Annotated in this window: 17 protein-coding genes; 14 read left to right on the forward strand and 3 right to left on the reverse strand. The window is 28.7% G+C overall.

The genetic code is table 11. The features are described from left to right. The first annotated feature begins 6 nt into the window (after nt 1-6). The 5 genes from TEGL_RS07880 (at nt 7) to TEGL_RS07900 (ending at nt 7,758) form a co-directional block, all read left to right on the forward strand. A complete protein-coding gene (locus TEGL_RS07880; protein ID WP_018590239.1) occupies nt 7-2,118 on the forward strand; it encodes a heavy metal translocating P-type ATPase in 2,112 nt (703 codons plus the stop codon). Nucleotides 2,119-2,420: 302 nt separating this feature from the next. Then, the gene (locus tag TEGL_RS07885) at nt 2,421-3,404 is read left to right on the forward strand and encodes a GH25 family lysozyme (protein WP_051149955.1); all 984 of its coding nucleotides are present in this window, start codon (nt 2,421-2,423) and stop codon (nt 3,402-3,404) included. Continuing rightward, complete coding sequence (locus TEGL_RS07890) at nt 3,356-4,819, forward strand: SH3 domain-containing protein (protein ID WP_081650691.1); 1,464 nt, start codon at nt 3,356-3,358, stop codon at nt 4,817-4,819. The genes TEGL_RS07885 and TEGL_RS07890 overlap by 49 nt, the downstream gene beginning before the upstream one ends. A gap of 273 nt (nt 4,820-5,092) precedes the next feature. Further along, nucleotides 5,093-6,535, forward strand: coding sequence for a sensor domain-containing diguanylate cyclase/phosphohydrolase (locus tag TEGL_RS07895; protein ID WP_018590237.1), 1,443 nt, complete (start codon nt 5,093-5,095; stop codon nt 6,533-6,535). A 308-nt stretch (nt 6,536-6,843) separates the two neighbouring features. Next, complete coding sequence (locus tag TEGL_RS07900) at nt 6,844-7,758, forward strand: DMT family transporter (protein ID WP_018590236.1); 915 nt, start codon at nt 6,844-6,846, stop codon at nt 7,756-7,758. Nucleotides 7,759-7,809: 51 nt separating this feature from the next. On the opposite strand, the gene TEGL_RS07905 is transcribed toward TEGL_RS07900, so the two are convergent. Continuing rightward, nucleotides 7,810-8,463, reverse strand: a complete 654-nt coding sequence (locus TEGL_RS07905; protein ID WP_018590235.1) for a deoxynucleoside kinase — start codon at nt 8,461-8,463, stop codon at nt 7,810-7,812. Further along, nucleotides 8,451-9,119 (reverse strand): deoxynucleoside kinase, encoded by a 669-nt coding sequence (locus TEGL_RS07910; protein WP_018590234.1) that lies wholly within the window; start codon nt 9,117-9,119, stop codon nt 8,451-8,453. The genes TEGL_RS07905 and TEGL_RS07910 overlap by 13 nt, the downstream gene beginning before the upstream one ends. A gap of 199 nt (nt 9,120-9,318) precedes the next feature. Between TEGL_RS07910 and TEGL_RS07915 the strand changes: the two genes are divergently transcribed. The 8 genes from TEGL_RS07915 to TEGL_RS07950 all read left to right on the forward strand — a co-directional run bounded on the left by TEGL_RS07915 (nt 9,319) and on the right by TEGL_RS07950 (nt 17,342). Then, nucleotides 9,319-10,455, forward strand: coding sequence for an aminotransferase class V-fold PLP-dependent enzyme (locus TEGL_RS07915; protein ID WP_018590233.1), 1,137 nt, complete (start codon nt 9,319-9,321; stop codon nt 10,453-10,455). A 13-nt stretch (nt 10,456-10,468) separates the two neighbouring features. Then, entirely contained in the window at nt 10,469-11,002 is a 534-nt protein-coding gene (locus tag TEGL_RS07920; protein WP_018590232.1) for a (Fe-S)-binding protein, read from the forward strand. 185 nt (nt 11,003-11,187) lie between these two features. Next, a complete protein-coding gene (locus TEGL_RS07925) occupies nt 11,188-11,730 on the forward strand; it encodes an NADH peroxidase (RefSeq protein WP_027626947.1) in 543 nt (180 codons plus the stop codon). Between the two features lie 477 nt (nt 11,731-12,207). Continuing rightward, on the forward strand, nt 12,208-13,221 hold the full coding sequence (gene aroF / locus TEGL_RS07930) for a 3-deoxy-7-phosphoheptulonate synthase (protein WP_018591360.1): 1,014 nt from the start codon (nt 12,208-12,210) through the stop codon (nt 13,219-13,221). Nucleotides 13,222-13,253: 32 nt separating this feature from the next. After that, nucleotides 13,254-14,549 carry a 3-phosphoshikimate 1-carboxyvinyltransferase gene (aroA, locus tag TEGL_RS07935; RefSeq protein WP_018591359.1) on the forward strand — a complete coding sequence of 432 codons (1,296 nt, stop codon included), beginning with the start codon at nt 13,254-13,256 and terminating at the stop codon, nt 14,547-14,549. After that, complete coding sequence (aroC, locus tag TEGL_RS07940; protein WP_018591358.1) at nt 14,527-15,606, forward strand: chorismate synthase; 1,080 nt, start codon at nt 14,527-14,529, stop codon at nt 15,604-15,606. The genes aroA and aroC overlap by 23 nt, the downstream gene beginning before the upstream one ends. Nucleotides 15,607-15,622: 16 nt before the next feature. After that, nucleotides 15,623-16,492, forward strand: coding sequence for a prephenate dehydratase (gene pheA / locus TEGL_RS07945; protein WP_018591357.1), 870 nt, complete (start codon nt 15,623-15,625; stop codon nt 16,490-16,492). A gap of 10 nt (nt 16,493-16,502) precedes the next feature. After that, entirely contained in the window at nt 16,503-17,342 is an 840-nt protein-coding gene (locus tag TEGL_RS07950; RefSeq protein ID WP_018591356.1) for a prephenate dehydrogenase, read from the forward strand. Nucleotides 17,343-17,473: 131 nt separating this feature from the next. Here TEGL_RS07950 and TEGL_RS07955 read toward each other — a convergent pair whose 3' ends face one another. Next, nucleotides 17,474-18,514, reverse strand: a complete 1,041-nt coding sequence (locus TEGL_RS07955) for a PTS sugar transporter subunit IIC (RefSeq protein WP_018591355.1) — start codon at nt 18,512-18,514, stop codon at nt 17,474-17,476. Nucleotides 18,515-18,905: 391 nt separating this feature from the next. Here TEGL_RS07955 and TEGL_RS07960 point away from each other — a divergent pair, with 391 nt between their 5' ends. Beyond that, nucleotides 18,906-20,177 carry a dihydroorotase gene (locus tag TEGL_RS07960; protein WP_018591354.1) on the forward strand — a complete coding sequence of 424 codons (1,272 nt, stop codon included), beginning with the start codon at nt 18,906-18,908 and terminating at the stop codon, nt 20,175-20,177. Nucleotides 20,178-20,231 lie beyond the last annotated feature (54 nt).

Raw genomic sequence — 20,231 nt, forward strand, 5'->3', positions numbered from 1 at the left:
ATAGACATGTCATCACGAAAAATCTTTTTATTGCTCAAAAACATAGATTGTGCAAGTTGTACAAGTAAAATTGAATCTGAAGTGAAAAAAATTGATGGTGTATTAAATTCGTCAGTAAACTTTGTATCATCAAAGTTGGAAGTAGAAATAGATAAGAGTAAAAATGATGAAATTATTATAGATAATATTAAAAGTATAATAAAAAAAGTAGAGCCCAATATTAATATTGTTGAAGATAATAAATTTGATAGTGAAGTGGATAAAGAAGAAAAATATAAAAGGTGCCAGATGGGTTCATTAATAGTAGGCTCTATAATTTTTTTCTTGGCTATAATACTAAACCTTTCGCCAAGGGAGGAATTTATATTATTCCTTGTAAGTTACATTTTATTAGGTGGAGATGTGGTTATAAAAGCAATATCAAATATATTTAAAGGCAACATATTTGATGAAAATTTTTTAATGTCTGCAGCAACAATAGGAGCTTTTACTATAAAACAATATGCAGAAGGTGTGGCAGTTATGTTATTTTATAAGATTGGAGAAAATTTTCAATCTTATGCTGTTAATAAATCAAGAAAATCAATTTCATCATTGATGGATATTAGACCAGATTATGCAAATTTAAAAACAAATAATGAAACTATAAGAGTATCTCCACAAGATGTAAAAATAAATGATATTATTATTGTGAAAGCTGGTGAAAAAATACCATTAGATGGTGAAGTTATTAAGGGAAAGTCAATGCTAAACACATCTGCTCTTACTGGTGAATCTGTGCCAGTAAAAGTTGAAGAAGGAAGCAACGTGTTATCTGGGTCAATAAATAATAATGGAGTTTTAGAAATAAAAGTAAGTAAGATATTTGAAGAGTCAACAGTTTCTAAAATATTAGATTTAGTGGAAAATGCAAGTAGTAATAAAGCAGAAACTGAAAATTTTATTACTAAATTTGCTAAATACTATACGCCGGTAGTTGTTATAATTGCCTTAGGACTTGCCATAATTCCTCCTTTATTATTAAAAAATAATTTATGGTCTGATTGGATATATAGATCATTAGTATTTTTAGTAGTATCTTGCCCTTGTGCACTGGTAATTTCCATACCTTTAGGATTTTTCTCAGGTATTGGGACAGCATCTAAAAATGGATTACTGATTAAAGGAAGTAATTATTTGGAGTCTTTGAGTAAGGTTGAAACTGTGGTATTTGACAAAACAGGAACTCTTACAAAGGGAGTATTTAAAGTAACAAAAATAAATAACGTGGATGTATCTAAGGATGAGCTTTTAGAATATGCAGCGTATGCAGAGTATTACTCAAACCATCCCATAGGTATATCTATAGTAAAAGAATATGGAAAAGAAATAGATAAAAATAATATAAAAGATTATAATGAAATATCAGGACATGGACTAAGTGTTATCATAAATAATAAAAAGATATTAGCTGGAAATGCCAAGTTAATGAATAAAGAAAAAATTAAATATAATGAAAAGGTAGAAACAGGCACAGTAGTTCATATAGCAGTAGATTCAAAGTATTATGGATATATAATTATTTCAGATGAAATTAAAGAAGATTCGAAAAAAGCCATAAAAGGACTTAGAAAAATTGGTATAAAAAAATTAGTTATGCTAACTGGTGACAGTAAAGTAGTAGCACAAAATGTAGCAACAGAGCTAAACTTAGATGAGGTTGAATCTGAGTTATTACCAGATGAAAAGGTGAAGAAAATAGAACAGTTATATGAAGAAAAAGGTGCTAAAGGTGCTTTGGCGTTTGTAGGTGATGGCATAAATGATGCTCCGGTGCTTGTTGTAGCTGATGTAGGTGTAGCAATGGGTGGATTAGGTTCAGATGCAGCTATAGAAGCTGCTGATGTAGTTATAATGAATGATGAAACTTCTAAATTAATAGATGGCATAAATATTGCAAAAAGAACGGAAAAGATTGTATGGCAAAATATTATACTTGCTTTATTTGTTAAATTTATAGTTTTATTTTTGGGAGCAATGGGTTTTGCAAATATGTGGCAAGCTGTATTTGCAGATGTGGGAGTAACATTAATAGCTGTTATTAATTCAATTAGAATAATGAAGTATAGTAATATTTAACAAAATAAATAATAACGATATAGAAAATGATTCACATAAATAATATGTGGATCATTTTTTATTTCTAGCAACTCCATTTAAATAATAGAATTCTATGAGATTTTATAATATCATCACTTTATTATGATAATTTATAATTTTTGGAATTAAAAATCATTTATGTAAATTGACCTATTATTTACAAATTTGTTTACAATTTTGTAATTTTATTATATATTTAGAATATGTTGAAAATTTGACCTAAAATGTCGAAAATTTACATTAAATTTGCAAGAAATATTTCTTGCAGAAGGGGGGAAGTTATGAAAAAATATACAAAATCATTTCTAGCATTATCATTATCGTTTACAATAGTTTCTCAAAATATAATGATAATAACAAATGCACAAGAGACAGATTCTGTACAAATTACTGAGAAATTATCATCAAACAAAGTAGCTATTAATGACAATTCTTATCAACCTGATCCAGAAGAAAACCCAAAGTATAATATGGGGCGTCAAGATGAGATGAGTCTTTATAGTACAACTCGTGCATTACCTAATTTACAGGTAAAGCCAATTACTAAACCGAACCTTATTGGGCAAGGTGTGGTTAAGACAAGTAATTTAAATGTTAGAAGTGGACCATCAACTTCTTATGGCGTTATAGGAACAATAACAAGTGGTACTAATGTGGAAGTTTTAGACAGAAGTGGAAGTTGGTATAAAATATCTTATAATAATACATATGGATATGTTTCAGGAACTTATATTACTTTAAGTCCAGCACAGCTAGGAATTGATGTAAGTAAATGGAACGGTTCAATAGATTGGAATAAAGTAAAAGCAAGTGGTGTAGATTATGTAATAATAAGAGCTGGTTACGGTTCTTCTACAGTTGACCCATATTTCCATGAAAATATAAAAGGAGCTATAAATGCAGGTGTTGAAGTTGGAGTTTACTGGTTTAGTTATGCCACTACTAGCGCCAAAGCAAAGATAGAAGCACAAAAATGTGTAGAAACTATTGCTCCTTATAAAGATAAAATATCATATCCAGTATTTTTTGACTTTGAGTATGATAGTGTTGATTATGCATTAAATCAAGGTGTAACAGTGACAAAAAGTTTAGCTACGAGTATGTCTAATGCATTTCTAGATTATGTTGAAAGTCAAGGATATATGGGTGGGTTGTATACTAATAATGATTTTGGAAGTAGATATTTTTCAGATGAGTTGCTTTCATCAAGTTATTTATGGATAGCTCAGTATTCATCTACAATACATATCCAAGACCATATATGATGTGGCAATATACTGATAAGGGTACAATAGAAGGTATTGGTACTTCTACTAGTCCAAAGTACTTTGACATGAACTATACATTCTTATTACCTAAACCTATTAAAGCAATTGATTTATCTAATGCAACTGTAGGTGCAATAAGTCAACAAGAGTATACAGGTAAAGAAATAAAACCAAGTATAAAGGTAAGTTATAGCGGAAAAGAGCTAGTATTAGACAAAGATTATAAGGCTAGTTACTCTAATAATATTTCTGTTGGTACTGCCACTGTAAAAATTACAGGAATTGGAGATTATACTGGAAATATAACAACTTCATTTAAAATAGTTAATAATTCTCCAGATAAGGTCACAGGTTTGACTCTAAAATCTAAAACTACAAACTCTTTAACATTATCATGGACAAAAGTTAGTAATTCAGATGGATATGAAGTTTACAAATATGATGATAGCACTAGTTCATATAAATTATTAAAAACAATTACAGGAAATGCAAATAATTCATATACAGATTCTAACCTTAAAGCTAAGACATCTTATACTTATAAAGTAAGAGCGTATAAAAAGGTCGATAGTAAAACTTTATATGGAGAATACTCTTCATCAATAAAAGGACAAACTGATTCTGAACTTAGTGTAATAAAAACAGGAACAACAAAATCAGGAGTAAATGTAAGAAGCGGACCATCATCAAGCTATGAAAAAGTAGGATATTTAAATGGTGGAACAAAAGTAGAAATAGTAGAAATAGATGCAAAAACAGGATGGTATAAAATAAAATACAATAATGGATATGCATATGTGTCTAATAGTTATGTAATTGTAGAAAAAGAATCTATAACACCGGGAATAACAAAATCAGGAGTAAATGTAAGAAGTGGACCATCAACAAATTATAAAAAAGTAGGATATTTAAATGGTGGAACGAAAGTGGAAATAGTAGGTACAGATGCAAAAACAGGATGGTATAAAATAAAATACAATAATGGATATGCATATGTATCTAATATTTATGTAAGTATTGAAAATGAATCAACAAGACCTGGAATAACAACATCAGGAGTAAATGTAAGAAGTGGACCATCAACAAGTTATAAAAAAGTAGGATATTTAAATAGTGGAACAAAAGTAGATATAATAGGTACAGATGCAAAAACAGGATGGTACAAAATTAAATATAATAACGAATATGCTTATGCGTCTAATCTATATGTAGCTGAAATCAAAACAGGAACAACAAAATCAGGAGTAAATGTAAGAAGTGGGCCATCATCAAGTTATGGAAAAGTAGGATATTTAAATGGTGGAACAAAAGTAAAAATAGTAGGTACAGATGCAAAAACAGGATGGTATAAAATAGTATACAATAAAGGTTTTGCTTATGTTTCTAATTTATATGTAACTATAAATAAATAAGATGATTAAAAAAGTGTGTATTATTCATTGAGAATATACACACTTTTTATATTAAAATAAACAGATAATTTCGCTAGGTGCATAAACAACGAAAATAACTGAATAAACTATTAAAAAAACATTAAATAAAACTATAAGTTTATCTATTAATAAATAAGGATTAGATAATAGCTTTAATTTTTGATATTATAAAAATAGATAAGGCTTGTATAGACTTATTAAAATCAAATCCTAAGTTTATACACGGAATCGTGAAAATTATAGGAGGAACAAATGGTGAAGAGACTGGGTGATGAATGCGAAAATTATAAGGAAAAACATCATTTAATGACTAAATTTATAGATACAATTCCATTTTCCATGTGGCTTAAAGATTTAGAAGGAAAATATGTATTTGTAAATAAAGAGTTTGAAATAGAAACTGGATTAAAAAGAGAAGATATCTTGAATAAAACGGATTATGATATATTAAATAAAGAAGAAGCAGATATATATATAAAAGATGATGAATTTGTTCTGGAAACAAAACAAGGTGTTCACAGATATTATAATATTGGAGAGAAATGTGTAAAAACTACTAAAAATCCATTTCTTAATGATGAAGGAGAGTTACTAGGGATAGCAGGTATATCAGAAGACGTAACAGAAAAAAATAATTTAATAAAAGAACTAAGTAAGCTTAGTATAACAGATGGGGATACGGGATTACTAAACAAAGATTATTTTAATAAAAAAATAAAAGAACTTGATACACCATTAAACTACCCACTGAGCTTAATATTAGGAGATATAAATGATTTAAAGCTTACAAATGACGCCCTTGGACATATTGAAGGAGACAATCTTATTCATAATATATGTTCTATTTTAAAAAAGTCATGTAGAAAAGATGATTTGATTTTTAGAATTGGTGGAGATGAAATAGCCATACTAATGCCACATACAAGTGAAGAAATTGCAAGAAAAATAGAGTTTCGTATAATAGAAAATTGCAAACGTCTAGATAGCAATAAAATACCATGTAGTATATCTTTAGGTGTTGCATGTAAGAAGTCTACTGATGATAATATGAAAAACGTAATAAAAAGAGCGGATAAAGAAATATATAAGCAAAAATTAATTTTGAAAAATGAAGTTTCAGTGATACAAAAACTAGATGATATTATTAATATTTTAGAAAATAAAAATATATATTGTAAAATACATTCAAAAAATGTACTTAAATGTGCTCAAATTATTGGAAATGAAATAAAGTTATCTAAGAGTGAAATGTATGACTTAGAATTATCTGCTAGATATCATCATATTGGAATGATCACAATGACTGATGAAGATATATCAGAAATATTTATTATTAGTAACGACTATAAGCTTAATAAAATAGTAAGTAGCAATGTGGAAGCAAGCTTTAGAATAATGCAGTTAAATCAACAATATTATAAAGTTGCTAGAGCTATACTAACACATCATGAAAACTGGGATGGTAGTGGATTCCCATTTGGATTATGGGGAAAAAATATATCTATTTATTCTAGAATTATACATGTATGTGATGACTATGTACTAGAGATGATACGTGGTATGTATGTAGGGGCTGATGATCCTATCCAAAGGTCTATAGATAAAATTTTATATGGAAGTGGCACAAAGTATGACCCTAAAATCGTAGAGATATTTAAACAAAATTTAGAAAAAATTAAAAATATGGATTATTAAAATACATTGATTTTACTTCAATGTATTTTTATTTTGAAAAGATATAAACTATAAATATTTCGGTTATACAAAACAGTAGGATTTTAAAAGAGTTATTTAGATACTGATTATAAAAATATTCTTATGTAAAACTTGATACTTATATTAAACATTAGTGAATTTTAATGTAACTATGTCGTTTCTAGGCGTATTTTTTATAGGATTAAGTTTCATATATTAAAGATAATAGTGAATAAACTAATTATAGATTTACAAATAAATGTAACTAGATTATGATAGAATTGTAGACATAAAGAGGGAGGGATTAAATGAAAAAATATTTAGGAGAAATAGGACTATTTGGAATAGCAATAATATGGGGAAGTGGGTTTATAGGAACCAAGTTAGCCTTAGATGGAGGACTTAGTACCGTACAAACTTTAACTCTTAGATTCTTCATTGCAAGTTTAATACTAGGAATAATATTTTATAAGAAAATCAAGGAAAATATATCAAAAGAATCTTTAATAGCAGGAGCATTACTTGGAGTATTCTCTTTTGTAGGGTTTGCGACACAGACATTAGGTCTTGTATATACTACTGTTTCAAAAAATGCATTCATTACAGCTGTAAATGTTGTGATAGTACCTTTTATAGGTTTTATTTTATATAAAAGAAAGCTTGATAAAATTGGTGTTATAAGTAGTTTTATGGCACTTGTAGGAATTGCAGTATTATCTTTAGAAGCTGATTTAAGTATTAATTTTGGAGACTTCTTAACATTTATATGTGCTATTGGTTTTGCATTTCACATTTTCTTTACAGGAGAATTTAGTAAAAAATATAATTCGTACGTATTAACAGTTACACAGTTTGTAGTAGCTTTTTTATTGTCCTTAATTTTACAAACGGTAACGGGAGAAACCAATCTTAATGCAACGCCAGTAGGGCTTATGGGAGCATTATACTTAGGAATATTTTCTACTGCCATTGGATTTTTATTGCAAACTATGTGTCAATCAAAAGTAGATCAAACAAGAACAGCTATAATTTTATCTACTGAAGCAGTATTTGGAACAATAATGTCTGTGATAATTTTCCATGAAATATTAACTACTAGAATGGTAGTTGGATGTATAATAATTTTTGTGTCAATTATAGTTGCTGAAACTAAATTATCTTTTCTTAAGAAGAAATGTGTAGAAGAATCCACAAATAAAATAATGGAATCTCAGATGGAGTAAATAAAAAAGGAATCACTTTTTATTAAGGTGATTCCTTTTTTTTATAAATAATTATATATTTAAAATTTCTTTAATTTTATCACATAACATATCTAAATGCTCTGGTTTGTTTATTAAGTCAACTTCGTTAATATTTACATATAATACTGGCGAATAATTGTATTCTTTTATCCAGTTTTCATATCTATTATGAAGATTTGTCCAGTAGGCCACATCCACATCTTTTTCCATGTCACGAGATCTTAATTTTATACGACCTATTATAGTGTCTATTGAACCATCAAGATAAATCATCAAGTCTGGAGTTCTAAGGTGAGGAACCATATCGTTGAATAAATCTCTATAAGTTATATAATCTCTTTTAGTCATTTTGCCATTGTCAAATAAGTTTCTAGCGAATATTTCAACGTCTTCATATATACTTCTGTCTTGTATATTGTTAAGTCCGTTAGCACGTATCTCTTTTTGCTGTTTAAATCTTTGAGCTAAGAAATAAAGTTGTAAATGGAATCCCCATTTGTCTTGGTCTTTGTAGAAATCTTCTAAATAAGGATTTCCGTCAACTTTTTCAAAGTGAGTTTCAAATCCAAGTTTTTCTCCTACTAATTTTGTTAATGTGGATTTTCCTGCTCCCACATTTCCTGCAACAGTTATAAATAAATCCCTATTTGCACATTTGTCACTTTTGTTTTCTAATTTGAACATTCTAAATTTCCCCCTAAAGATGATATAGCTTTTTCAACTTTATCTATAATGTATTTTTTGTCTGACTGGTTATTTAAGAAGTCTAAATCAGAGTTATCAACTTCTATAATGATAGGTTCTTTACCAGTAAAGTTATGTTTAATAGAAAGTGGATTGAAATAATATTTGTACTCATTACGAAGATTATCAATATAATTTCTGTCCATTTGTCTCTCAAAACTTCTATCTCTACTTGCTATTCTTCTCATCAATACATCCGTATTTGAATTTAAATATATGATAATGTCTGGTTGTGGTAAATCATTCACGAATATATTATAAACTTGCTTGTATCTGTGAAATTGATTATTATCAAGTGTAATACCTGCAAAAATAAGGTTTTTTACTATATGGTAGTCACTTACAACTCCATTACATTTGCTAAGTATATTTTTATTAACGTCTTCAAGCTGTTTTACTCTATTGAATAAAAAAAATGCTTCTGTTTGTAAAGCATATTCCTTAATATCAGTATAAAATTTCGATAAAAATGGATTTTCTTCTACGATTTCTCTAAGTAGAGTATAGCCTAGATAGTCGTTAAGTAAGTTTGCCAAAGTAGTTTTACCAGCACCAATAGGGCCTTCTATTGCTATAAATATACCTTTATTATTCATTTATATAATCACCCTCTAAAAATAATGTCCTTAGTATTTTATCAGAAAAAAAAACATTATTCTACTGTTGACTTTATATAATTTTAAAAAAGTGAAAAATTAATGAAATTAAGGTGTATATGGCATATTTACTTATTATAATTATGCTATCATTTATATAAGATGTAATATTATAGGAATGTATCTGGGAGGAATTAATGTGGAAATATATTTAGATAATGCAGCAACATCTTTTCCAAAGCCAAAAGAAGTAAGTGAGGCAGTGTATGATTTTATGACTAACAATGGTACAAGTTCTGGTAGAGGGGCATATAAAAAAGCAATGGAATCAGACTTTATAATATACGAATGCAGGAAACTTATTGGCGAATTATTTAATTTTAATAATCCTAAAAATGTTATATTTACTTCAAATGTAACAGAATCGATAAACATGGTTCTTAGAGGGATGATAAAAGAAAATGATCATGTAATAACAAGTTCATTAGAACATAATGCAGTGTGGAGAACGTTGAAAACTTTAGAAAAAGAAAAAAATATAGATATAAGTAAAGTAAAGTGTGATAAAAATGGCATGACTAAAGCAAATGATGTGGAAAAATTAATAAAAGAAAATACCAAGCTTATTATATTCACTGCAGCTTCAAATGTTATTGGGACCATACAACCTATTAAAGAAATTGGCGAAATCGCAAGAAAAAATGAAATTCCTTTTGTGGTAGATGGAGCACAACTTTGTGGAGCTTATAAAGTAAATATTCAAAAAGATAATATAGATATACTTACATTTACTGGGCACAAAAGCTTACTAGGTCCCATGGGTACTGGGGGTATTATTATAAATTGTGATTATAATATAGAACCTATAAAAAGTGGAGGAACTGGTGGAGATTCTGCATATGAGTATCAAGTAGATTATTATCCAAATAAGTTGGAAACTGGAACTCTTAATGTGAGTGGTATTTGTGGTTTAAGATCTGCTATTAAATTCCTATTAAAAGAAAAAGTAGAAGATATTTATGAAAAGGAAAAATCCTTAACTAAATATGCTTTAAATATTTTATCTAAAGTAAATAATATAGAAATTTATGGACCAAAGGATAGTGAAAAAATCACACCAGTAATATCTTTTAATATAAAAAATAAAAAATCTGAAGAAGTAGCTCATATACTTGGCGATAAATATAATATTATGGTAAGAGCAGGTCTTCACTGTGCTCCTTGTGCTCATGAAGTAATTGGGACTAAAGAAATAGGAACAGTAAGAGTTAGTATGGGTTATTTTAATGAAAAAGAAGAAATAGAAAAATTAGCTTATGCACTAAATAATTTGTAAAAGGAGAAAATAAATGTACATAGAAAAATTAGATTTAAAGTTTATTCAACCTTGTACGACAGATTCAAACAGGATAAGAATTAAAGGAAGCTTTTCACGAAATATTGAAGATTTATTTCCTTATTTAAATACATATTTAAAAACTGCCATTTATAATAAAAAGGCAGGAACGCTGACATTTAATTATGGACCTAAGATAATTATTATGTACAAAGAAGAAGTGGCTGTTTCAAAATTATTAAATGAAACTGATGCTTTTGAAACTTTAGATTACATAAAAAATATTATAAATGATTGTGCTGATAAAACAGATAAAATTACTCCAAATGAAGATATGATAAGACTTCCAAGTCCTATCGATGTATATGGATATTTGCCCAAAATAAACTGTGGTAAATGTGGAGTTGCTACATGTCTTGCATTTTCAACAAAATTAATAAATGGAAGTTTTAAACCAAACAGATGTATCCATTTAGGGGAAAATGGCAATGAAGAAAATAAAGAAGAGGTTGAAAAAATAGTTTTAATGTTAGGATATGATTTATAATAAAAGAATAATTATATTATAGCTTTTAATTGCAAAAAATGGTAATATTATCTATAACCATGATTAATTTTATCAAAATCGAAAATATTTTTAAAAATTTTGTAGAATTTGTTTAATTAAAAAGTCATGGGGTATCTATTACTTATAAGTAAAAAAGATAATATTTATTGGGAGGGTATAATACTATGAAAAAATTTGTATGTACTGTATGTGGATATATTCATGAGGGAGAAACTGCTCCAGAAGTATGTCCAGTATGTAAAGTAGGAGCTGAAAAGTTCGAAGAAATGAAAGGTGAAATGAATTGGGCTGACGAGCATAGAATAGGTGTAGCTCAAGGAGTTGATGAAGAAATAGTTGAAGGACTTAGAGCAAACTTCACTGGAGAATGTACAGAAGTTGGTATGTACTTAGCAATGAGTAGACAAGCTGATAGAGAAGGGTACCCAGAAGTTGCTGAAGCTTACAAAAGAATAGCTTTCGAAGAAGCAGAACATGCTGCTAAATTTGCTGAATTATTAGGTGAAGTAGTAGTTGCTGATACTAAAGAAAACTTAAGAGTTAGAGTTGATGCTGAATATGGAGCTACTGAAGGAAAATTAAAAATAGCTAAGAGAGCTAAAGAATTAGGATTAGATGCTATACATGATACAGTTCATGAGATGTGTAAAGATGAAGCTAGACATGGTAAAGCATTCTTAGGATTATTAGAAAGATACTTTGGATAAGATTTCCTATAAATAAATTAGCAACAAATTAAAATATGCTTTTTCTTATAATGAGTGGTTTTATTAACTATTTATTGTGAGGATGAGCATATTTTTTTATATAGTGGATATTATAATAAAAAAATTATTTTAATAAAATGATTGACAATATGAAAAAAAATGCATATCATTAATAAAAACTAACAAAATAAATTTAATGTTTTAAATTAAAATTTAGAAAGGGAAAAATCATGGAAAAATTAGAAAAGAATTTAACTGCAAAATTTTATAACTTTTTCTATTTTATGTTCTGGGGCTTTTATTTTAGCGCTGGCTACTTATTTTGCAGAAAAAAATATAAAATCTTTTCTAATGGGTTATTATAGGTGTTAATATATCTATAAGCATGAATAATTAAGTGTAGTTTAAATTTGTTTATTCCAGAGGACTCATTACGAGTTCTCTTTTTTATTACAAAAAATTAAGGAGGAAGTAAAAATGGTAGTGATTTTAAAACCAGGGACTAGTGAAGAGGAGATAAAAATGATAATAAAAGAACTAGGAAGTTTAAATGTATCAGTGGACAAAAGTAAGGGAACAGAATGCACCATACTAGGATTAGTTGGAGAAACTAGAAACATAGATCCGTGGTTTATTGAATCTCATGAATGTGTGCAAAAGGTTATGAAGGTACAAGAAACTTTTAAAAAAGCAAATAGAATGTTTCACCCAGAAAATACAGTTGTAGATGTTTGTGGTAAAAAAATTGGTGGAAAGAAAATTGCTATGATAGCTGGTCCTTGTTCAGTGGAAAATGAAGAACAAATAAAATTAGTTGCAAAAGAAGTTAAAAAATATGGAGGAGGATTTTTAAGAGGTGGAGCATTCAAACCTAGAACATCACCATACAGTTTCCAAGGTCTGAAATACGAAGGACTTGATTTGTTAAACAAAGCGAAAAAAGAAACTGGACTTCCAATAGTAACAGAAATAATGTCTCCTTGTGATATACCAAAATTCGTAGAATGTGCAGACATAATTCAAGTAGGCGCTAGAAATATGCAAAACTTTGATTTGCTAAAAGAGTTGGGAAAAATAAATAAACCTATTTTATTAAAAAGAGGTTTATCAGCAACGATTGAAGAGTTATTAATGAGTGCAGAATACATTATGGCTGGAGGAAACGAAAATGTTATTCTTTGTGAAAGAGGAATAAGAACTTTTGAAACTTATACAAGAAATACACTGGACTTAAGCATAATTCCAGCTATTAAAAAATTAAGCCATCTTCCAGTAGTAGTAGATCCAAGTCATGCTACAGGAAAATGGTGGATGGTTGAATCTCTTTCAAAAGCAGCCATAGCTGTAGGTGCGGATGGTCTTATTATAGAAGTTCATAACGATCCTAAAAATGCATTGTGTGATGGGGCGCAATCTATAAAACCAGAGGTATTTGCAGATTTAATGGGTGAACTTAAAATAATTGCAAATGCAGTGGGAAGAGAAATATAAATTTCACCTTAAATAAAGAAAGGAGGGCAAAAATGGGAAATTTAAAAATTTATCCATCAAAGTTAAAAGGAGAATTAAAAATACCGCCTTCAAAGAGTATGGCACATAGAGCAATTATTTGTGCAGCTTTAAGTGATAAATTATGTAGAATTGATAATATAGATTATTCAGATGATATTATCGCAACAATAGAGGGCATGAAGTCTTTAGGAGTAATAATTACAAAATATGAAGATTATGTGGAGGTAGTTGGAGTATACAAAGATATACAGGATACAAGAAAAAATAAAGTAATAGATTGTAATGAGTCAGGATCTACTTTAAGATTTTTAATTCCAATATCTTTGTTATTTGAAGGGGCTAGTAGATTTATTGGAAGAGGAAACCTAAGAAAAAGACCACTTACCACATACTACAATATCTTTGATAAACAAAATATAAAATACTCTTTTGAAAAAGATATTCTAAACTTGGAAGTAGAAGGAGCATTAAAAGGTGGAACTTTTGAAGTTGAGGGGAATGTAAGCTCCCAATTTATTAGTGGTTTATTATTTACACTACCACTATTAAAAGAAAATTCAAAAATAATAATTACCACTGATTTGGAGTCAAAATCTTATGTAGATTTAACTTTAAAAGTAATAAAAGATTTTGGAATAGAAATAAGTAATAATAATTACGAAGAATTTATAATAAAGGGAAATCAAAAATATGAAGGACGTAATTACAGAGTGGAAGGTGATTATTCTCAAGGTGCATTTTTCTTATGTGCTGATGCCATAGGTAATGAGATTTTATGTAAGGATATTAATATCGACTCTCTTCAAGGAGATAAAGAAATTATTAATATTTTAAGAAAAATGAATGTGGATATTATAGCAAAAAAAAATGAGATTGAAGGTAAAAGAAGAAAAAAATTAAAATCAACTTATATTGATGGAAGTCAGTGTCCAGACATAATACCTATTATTACTTCAGTAGCAGCTTTGGCAAAGGGAAAAACTGAAATAGTAAATGTGGGAAGACTTAGAATAAAAGAGTGTGATAGACTTTCTGCTATAACTAGTGAACTTAATAAACTTGGAGCAAATATTATTGAAAAAGAAGACAGTATAATAGTTGAGGGTGTAGATGAATTGGAAGGTAATGTAGAAGTCTGGAGTCATAAGGATCACAGAATAGCCATGACGCTAGCCATAGTATCAAGTAGATGCAAAAAACCTATAGTAATTAAAGACTATGACTGTGTATCAAAATCCTATCCGAAGTTTTTTGAAGATTTTGAAAAAATAGGAGGTATAAGTGTTGAGTGGAATGTGGGGCAATAATATAAAGATTTCTATTTTTGGAGAATCTCATGGAAGTGCTATTGGAATTAATGTAGATAATTTGCCTTCTGGATTCACTTTAGATATGAAAGAAGTTACTAGGGAAATGAAAAGAAGATCTCCTGGTAATAATAATCTTTCAACATTAAGAAAAGAGGATGATGAGCATGAAATATTAAGTGGATATTTTGAAGGGAAAACTACAGGAACTCCTCTTTGTGCAATTATTAGAAACAAAGATAATAAATCAAAGGATTATTCTAAGATTAAGGATGTGATGAGACCTGGCCATGGAGATTATCCAGGCTTTGTAAAATACAGTGGATTTAATGATTATAGAGGAGGAGGTCATTTTTCTGGAAGAATAACAGCACCTATGGTATTTGCAGGAGCAATTTGCAAGCAAATATTAAGAAAAGAAAAAATTGAAATTGTAGCTCATATTCAATCCATAGGAGAGATAAAGGATAAAAGTTTTCTAGACTGTGATTTAGATAAAGAATTAATAAACTCTTTAAAATATGGAGAATTTCCTTTAATAAATAAAAATTTAGAAGATAAAATGAAAAATAAAATTCTAAATGCTAGAAAAGAAGGTGACTCAGTAGGAGGAGTTATAGAATGTATAATTTTAGGTGTGGAAGCAGGGATAGGAAGTCCTTTTTTTGACTCTGTTGAATCAACTCTAGCTCATTTGATGTTCTCAGTTCCAGCTGTAAAAGGAATTGAGTTTGGAAGAGGATTTAATATAACAGAGATGAAAGGTTCAAAAGCCAATGATGAGTATTATTTAGATGAAAAAAAAATTAAAACAAAAACTAATAATAATGGTGGAATAAGTGGTGGAATAACAAATGGTATGCCAATAATATTTAGGGTGGCAATAAAACCAACTCCCTCAATATATAAAGAACAAGGTACTGTGGATATACGAACTATGGAAGAAACTACTTTAAAAATTGAAGGAAGACACGATCCTTGTATTGTTCAAAGAGCGTTACCTGTTATAGAAGGAGTTAGTGCCATTGGAATTTTAGATCTTATTAAAAATAGATAAAATAGGGGGAAGAATAGTGGATTTATATGACTATAGAAAAGAAGCTTTAATTAAAAACAAAAGTAATATAAAAATAGGATACCAAGGAATAAAAGGATCTTTCAGCGAAGAAGCAATGATTGAATTCTTTGGAGAAAATCAAAATGAAGTAAGCTATGACAAATTTGAAGATGTGTTTATAGCTTTAGAAAAAGATGAAATAGATTATGGGATTTTACCTTTTGAAAATTCATGTACTGGAGCAATAACTGCTGTATATGATCTGTTATCAAAATATGGATTCTACATTGTGGGAGAAGAGTGTATAAAAATAAAACAGAATCTGTTGGGGATAAACGGTTCTAGACTTGAGGATATTGAAGAAGTTTATTCTCACCCTCAAGGTTTTGAACAAAGTAAAAATTTCTTGAAAAATCATGATAACTTGAAATTGATATACTTTTACAACACAGCCATAAGTGCAAAACATGTTTCAGATTTAAATGATAAAAGCAAGGCAGCTATTGCCAGTGAAAGAGCAGCAAAAATTTATGGACTGGATATAATAGACAAAGAAATAAACGACAATGAAAGTAACAATACAAAGTTTGTAATAATTAGCAAAAAACTAGAGTTAAGTAATGATTGTAATAAAATGACTGTAACATTTTCTTTAGATAACAAATCAGGAACCTTATATAATTTTCTTAAACATTTTGCAGAAAATAAAATTAACATGGTAAAAATAGAATCTCGACCAAGTAAAAGCAAGTTGTGGGAATATGTTTTATATGTTGATTTTGAAGGTAATATTAACGATGAAAATGTAAAAAATGCCATAAATATAATCGAAATAAAAAGTAAGTATTTTAAGTTACTGGGGTGTTATAAAAAGAAAGAAATTTAAGAGGTGTTTTATGAAAATATTAATTGTAGGCCTTGGCGTAATTGGTGGAGGATATGCAATGGCCCTAAAAGAAGCAGGATATAAAGAAGTTTATGGAGTAGACAAAAATGCAGGCACTTTAGATAAAGCAAAAAAACTAGGTATTATAAAAGAAGGTTTTATAAATGAAGATGAAATAATTTCTAAGATGGACTTAATCGTTCTTGCCATATATCCTAATTTAGTAAAAAAATTTATTATTAGAAATAAAAATAAATTTAAGAAAAATGCTTTAATTACAGATGTGACAGGAATAAAAGAGTTATTTATTCATGATATAACTGAAATCTTGCCAGAAAATATTGATTTTGTATTTGCTCATCCCATGGCTGGAAGAGAAAAAAAAGGCATAGATTATGCTACAAATAAAGTATTTGAAGGTGCAAATTTTTTAATAATTGAAAATAATAAAAATAAAGAAGAAAATTTAAAACTAATAGAAAGACTTGCCTATGAAATGGGTTTTAAGCATATTAGAAGAACTACTCCTAAGTTTCATGATGAAATGATAGCATTTACAAGCCAATTGCCACATGTTCTTGCTGTAGCCTTAATAAATAGTGATTGGGACGATAGAAATACAGGAGCATTTATTGGTGATAGCTATAAAGATTTAACTAGAATTGCAAATATGAATGAGGAATTGTGGAGTTTATTATTTTTAGGAAATAAAGAAAATGTGCTTACTGTTATAAATAGCTTTGAAAAGGAAGTAAATAAAATAAAAAAATGTATAGAAGATGAAGATAAAAAAGGATTAGAAGAATTATTTATAAAATCTACAATGAGAAGAGAAAATTTATGCAAATAAACTGTAAAAAATAATTGAGAAAGGATAATATTTAAATTAAAATATGGAAATTGATTATTTGAATAAAAAAAAAGCTTAAAGGAATAATTTATATTAAACCTTTAAGCTTTTTAATTTGCTATTTAAATATATTAAGCAGCTATATCATCTGAGTTAGTTCCACGAACTACATCAGCAGTAGTTATTTTGTAATTTTTGAATATTGCATATCCTATGAAACCAGCAGCTATTGATACTACGATACAACCAGCAGCAGTTATTAAAACTTGCATTGGTGGGTTGTAAGCAAACATTACTGCGAAACCAGCTATTGGAGTAGCAGTTCCTGGAGAGTTGTTTACAAGTCCCATTAAAGCTATTATTACACCAGACATTGCACCACCTATAAAGTTAGTAACATATACTGGTATTGGATTAGCAGATATTAAGTCAGCTTGAGTTAATGGCTCTATAGCAACTGATATATTATCTTTCTTAGAACCAAACTTCATTTTTGAGAAGAATACAAAGTTCATGAAAGAAGAACCAAATACTGATAATGCACCTATTGCCATTGGAGCACCAGTTAAACCTATCATAGCTGTTAAAGCCATTGAACTAAGTGGAGCAGTAGCAACAACTGTTATTAAACCACCAAGTATTACACCCATTAATATTGGAGATGCAGATGATGCTTGAGTTAATACTGTACCAACAGTTTCAAGAACACCGTTTACAATTGGACTAGTAAATTGTCCTATACCGAAAGCAAGTGGTGCAGCAACTAATATTATAACGATTAAATCAAGTCCAGCAGGAACTTTTTCCTCTAACTTCTTAATTACAAATGATATTAGGTAACCAGCTATAAATCCTGGTAGTATCTTGAAGTTTAAACATGTAAGACCAACCATTACAGCATATACTGGAGAAACTCCAAGAGCTAATGGTACTAAAGTTGCAGCTGCAACACCACCTAATGAACCGTTTGCTGCTCCAACGTTTTCAAGGAATTTTATTCCTAAAACTTCACCAAAGAATGAGAAGTGGAAAGCTTCAACTAAGAATGATGCAACTGCAGCGTTTGCAAGTCCACCCATTGCCTTCATACCTTGTGGCGCTTTGTAACTAAATAAAGTAAATAGTGCTAATACTACTAATAATAAAGCAGTACCTGTTAAAATTTGAATCATATCGATTTCCTCCTAAAATTATTGCTAATTCCTCTGAAATAGTTTAAGGAATTAAATTTTCAAGGATAAGCCTTTCCTCAATTGATGAAAGATTTCCTCTTACGTATAAAAAACATTTTACATTATAATTATTAATTTGTAAACACATTTTTCGACAAAAAATTTCAAAAAGCAAAATTTTATATAAATTCTAAAAATTTCATTAAATTATAAAGTTTAAAATATGAATATTTTTAAGAATTCATTTAAGTGTCTATTATGGTAAAAACTGAATAATATTAAATAAAAAGAATTTTATATATGTATTAGTAAAATTCTTTTTTATTTTTTTATAAAAAATGGTACAATATTTATAATTTATATATAAATAGATATTGCAAAGGAGATATTTATGATTTTAATAAAAAATGGTAGATTAATTGATCCATTGAGTAAAAAAGATGAAGTAGTAGATATAGCTATTGAAGATGGAAAAATTAAAAAAATTGGCAAAATAGAAGTTAATGAAAAATTTAAGGAAATAATAGATGCAAAAGGATATATAGTTTCTCCAGGGCTAATTGATGTTCATGTGCATTTTAGAGATCCAGGTTTCACATACAAGGAAGACATATTAACTGGAGCAAAATCTGCAGCAAGAGGTGGATTTACAACTGTTATTTGTATGGCAAATACAAAACCTGTAGTTGATAATGTTGAAACTTTGAATTATATAAATGAAAAAGCAAAAGAAGCGTGCATTAATGTACTTCAAGTTGGTAGTATAACAAAAAGTTTTAGAGGAAAAGAATTAACAAACTTTGAAGAACTTTTAGAAAATGGTGCTGTAGGATTTAGTGATGATGGTATAGCTATAATGGATACAGAAATCTTGTATGAAGCAATGAATAAAGCAAAGGAACTTGATGTGCCGATAAGCCTTCATGAAGAAGATTCTAACTTTATAGAAACTGCTGGTGTAAATGACAGTGAAATAGCTAAAAAATTAGGTCTTAAAGGTGGAGCAAAAACTTGTGCAGAAGATATTATGGTAGCTAGAGATTGTATGATTGCCTTGGAAACAGGAGCAAAAGTAAGTATACAGCATATAAGTTCAGGTGTAGCAGTAGAAACAGTAAGGTTTGCAAAATCACTTGGAGCAAAAGTTTATGCAGAGGCGGCGCCTCACCACTTTACTTTAACTGAAGAAGATGTACTAAAACATGGGTCATTGGCAAAGATGAATCCACCACTTAGAACAGATAAAGATAATCAAACAATAATTGAAGGATTAAAAGATAATACAATAGAAATAATAGCAACAGATCATGCACCACATATTATGGAAGAAAAAAATCGTGTATTTGCCGCTTGTCCAAGTGGTATCATAGGTTTGGAGACATCTTTAGCTTTAGGCATAACATCTTTAGTAAAAGAGAACCATTTAAGCTTAATGAGCTTATTAGAAAAAATGACTATAAACCCTGCAAAACTGTATAATTTAGACAGAGGATATATTAAAGAGGGAGCTATTGCAGATATTTTAATATTTAATCCAGGTGAAGAATGGATAGTAAAAGATTTTGATTCTAAATCAAGCAACTCTCCTTTTATAGGTGAAAAACTATTAGGAAAAGTTAAATACACAATTAGTGAAGGAAAAATTGTTTATACTGACAAATAATCCTAAAATGTACTTACCTATGCTATAATTTAATTGAAAATATATCTTAGGGGG

The sequence above is a fragment of the Terrisporobacter glycolicus ATCC 14880 = DSM 1288 genome (assembly GCF_036812735.1).
Classification (GTDB): domain Bacteria; phylum Bacillota; class Clostridia; order Peptostreptococcales; family Peptostreptococcaceae; genus Terrisporobacter; species Terrisporobacter glycolicus.

Bases quoted from the DNA above. Each gene is read 5' to 3' on its own strand.
- TEGL_RS07880 (WP_018590239.1), top strand. From the start codon at position 7: ATGTCATCACGAAAAATCTTTTTATTGCTCAAAAACATAGATTGTGCA.
- TEGL_RS07885 (WP_051149955.1), top strand. From the start codon at position 2,421: ATGAAAAAATATACAAAATCATTTCTAGCATTATCATTATCGTTTACA.
- TEGL_RS07890 (WP_081650691.1), top strand. From the start codon at position 3,356: ATGGATAGCTCAGTATTCATCTACAATACATATCCAAGACCATATATG.
- TEGL_RS07895 (WP_018590237.1), top strand. From the start codon at position 5,093: ATGGTGAAGAGACTGGGTGATGAATGCGAAAATTATAAGGAAAAACAT.
- TEGL_RS07900 (WP_018590236.1), top strand. From the start codon at position 6,844: ATGAAAAAATATTTAGGAGAAATAGGACTATTTGGAATAGCAATAATA.
- TEGL_RS07905 (WP_018590235.1), bottom strand. From the start codon at position 8,463: ATGTTCAAATTAGAAAACAAAAGTGACAAATGTGCAAATAGGGATTTA.
- TEGL_RS07910 (WP_018590234.1), bottom strand. From the start codon at position 9,119: ATGAATAATAAAGGTATATTTATAGCAATAGAAGGCCCTATTGGTGCT.
- TEGL_RS07920 (WP_018590232.1), top strand. From the start codon at position 10,469: ATGTACATAGAAAAATTAGATTTAAAGTTTATTCAACCTTGTACGACA.
- TEGL_RS07925 (WP_027626947.1), top strand. From the start codon at position 11,188: ATGAAAAAATTTGTATGTACTGTATGTGGATATATTCATGAGGGAGAA.
- aroF (WP_018591360.1), top strand. From the start codon at position 12,208: ATGGTAGTGATTTTAAAACCAGGGACTAGTGAAGAGGAGATAAAAATG.
- aroA (WP_018591359.1), top strand. From the start codon at position 13,254: ATGGGAAATTTAAAAATTTATCCATCAAAGTTAAAAGGAGAATTAAAA.
- TEGL_RS07950 (WP_018591356.1), top strand. From the start codon at position 16,503: ATGAAAATATTAATTGTAGGCCTTGGCGTAATTGGTGGAGGATATGCA.
- TEGL_RS07955 (WP_018591355.1), bottom strand. From the start codon at position 18,514: ATGATTCAAATTTTAACAGGTACTGCTTTATTATTAGTAGTATTAGCA.
- TEGL_RS07960 (WP_018591354.1), top strand. From the start codon at position 18,906: ATGATTTTAATAAAAAATGGTAGATTAATTGATCCATTGAGTAAAAAA.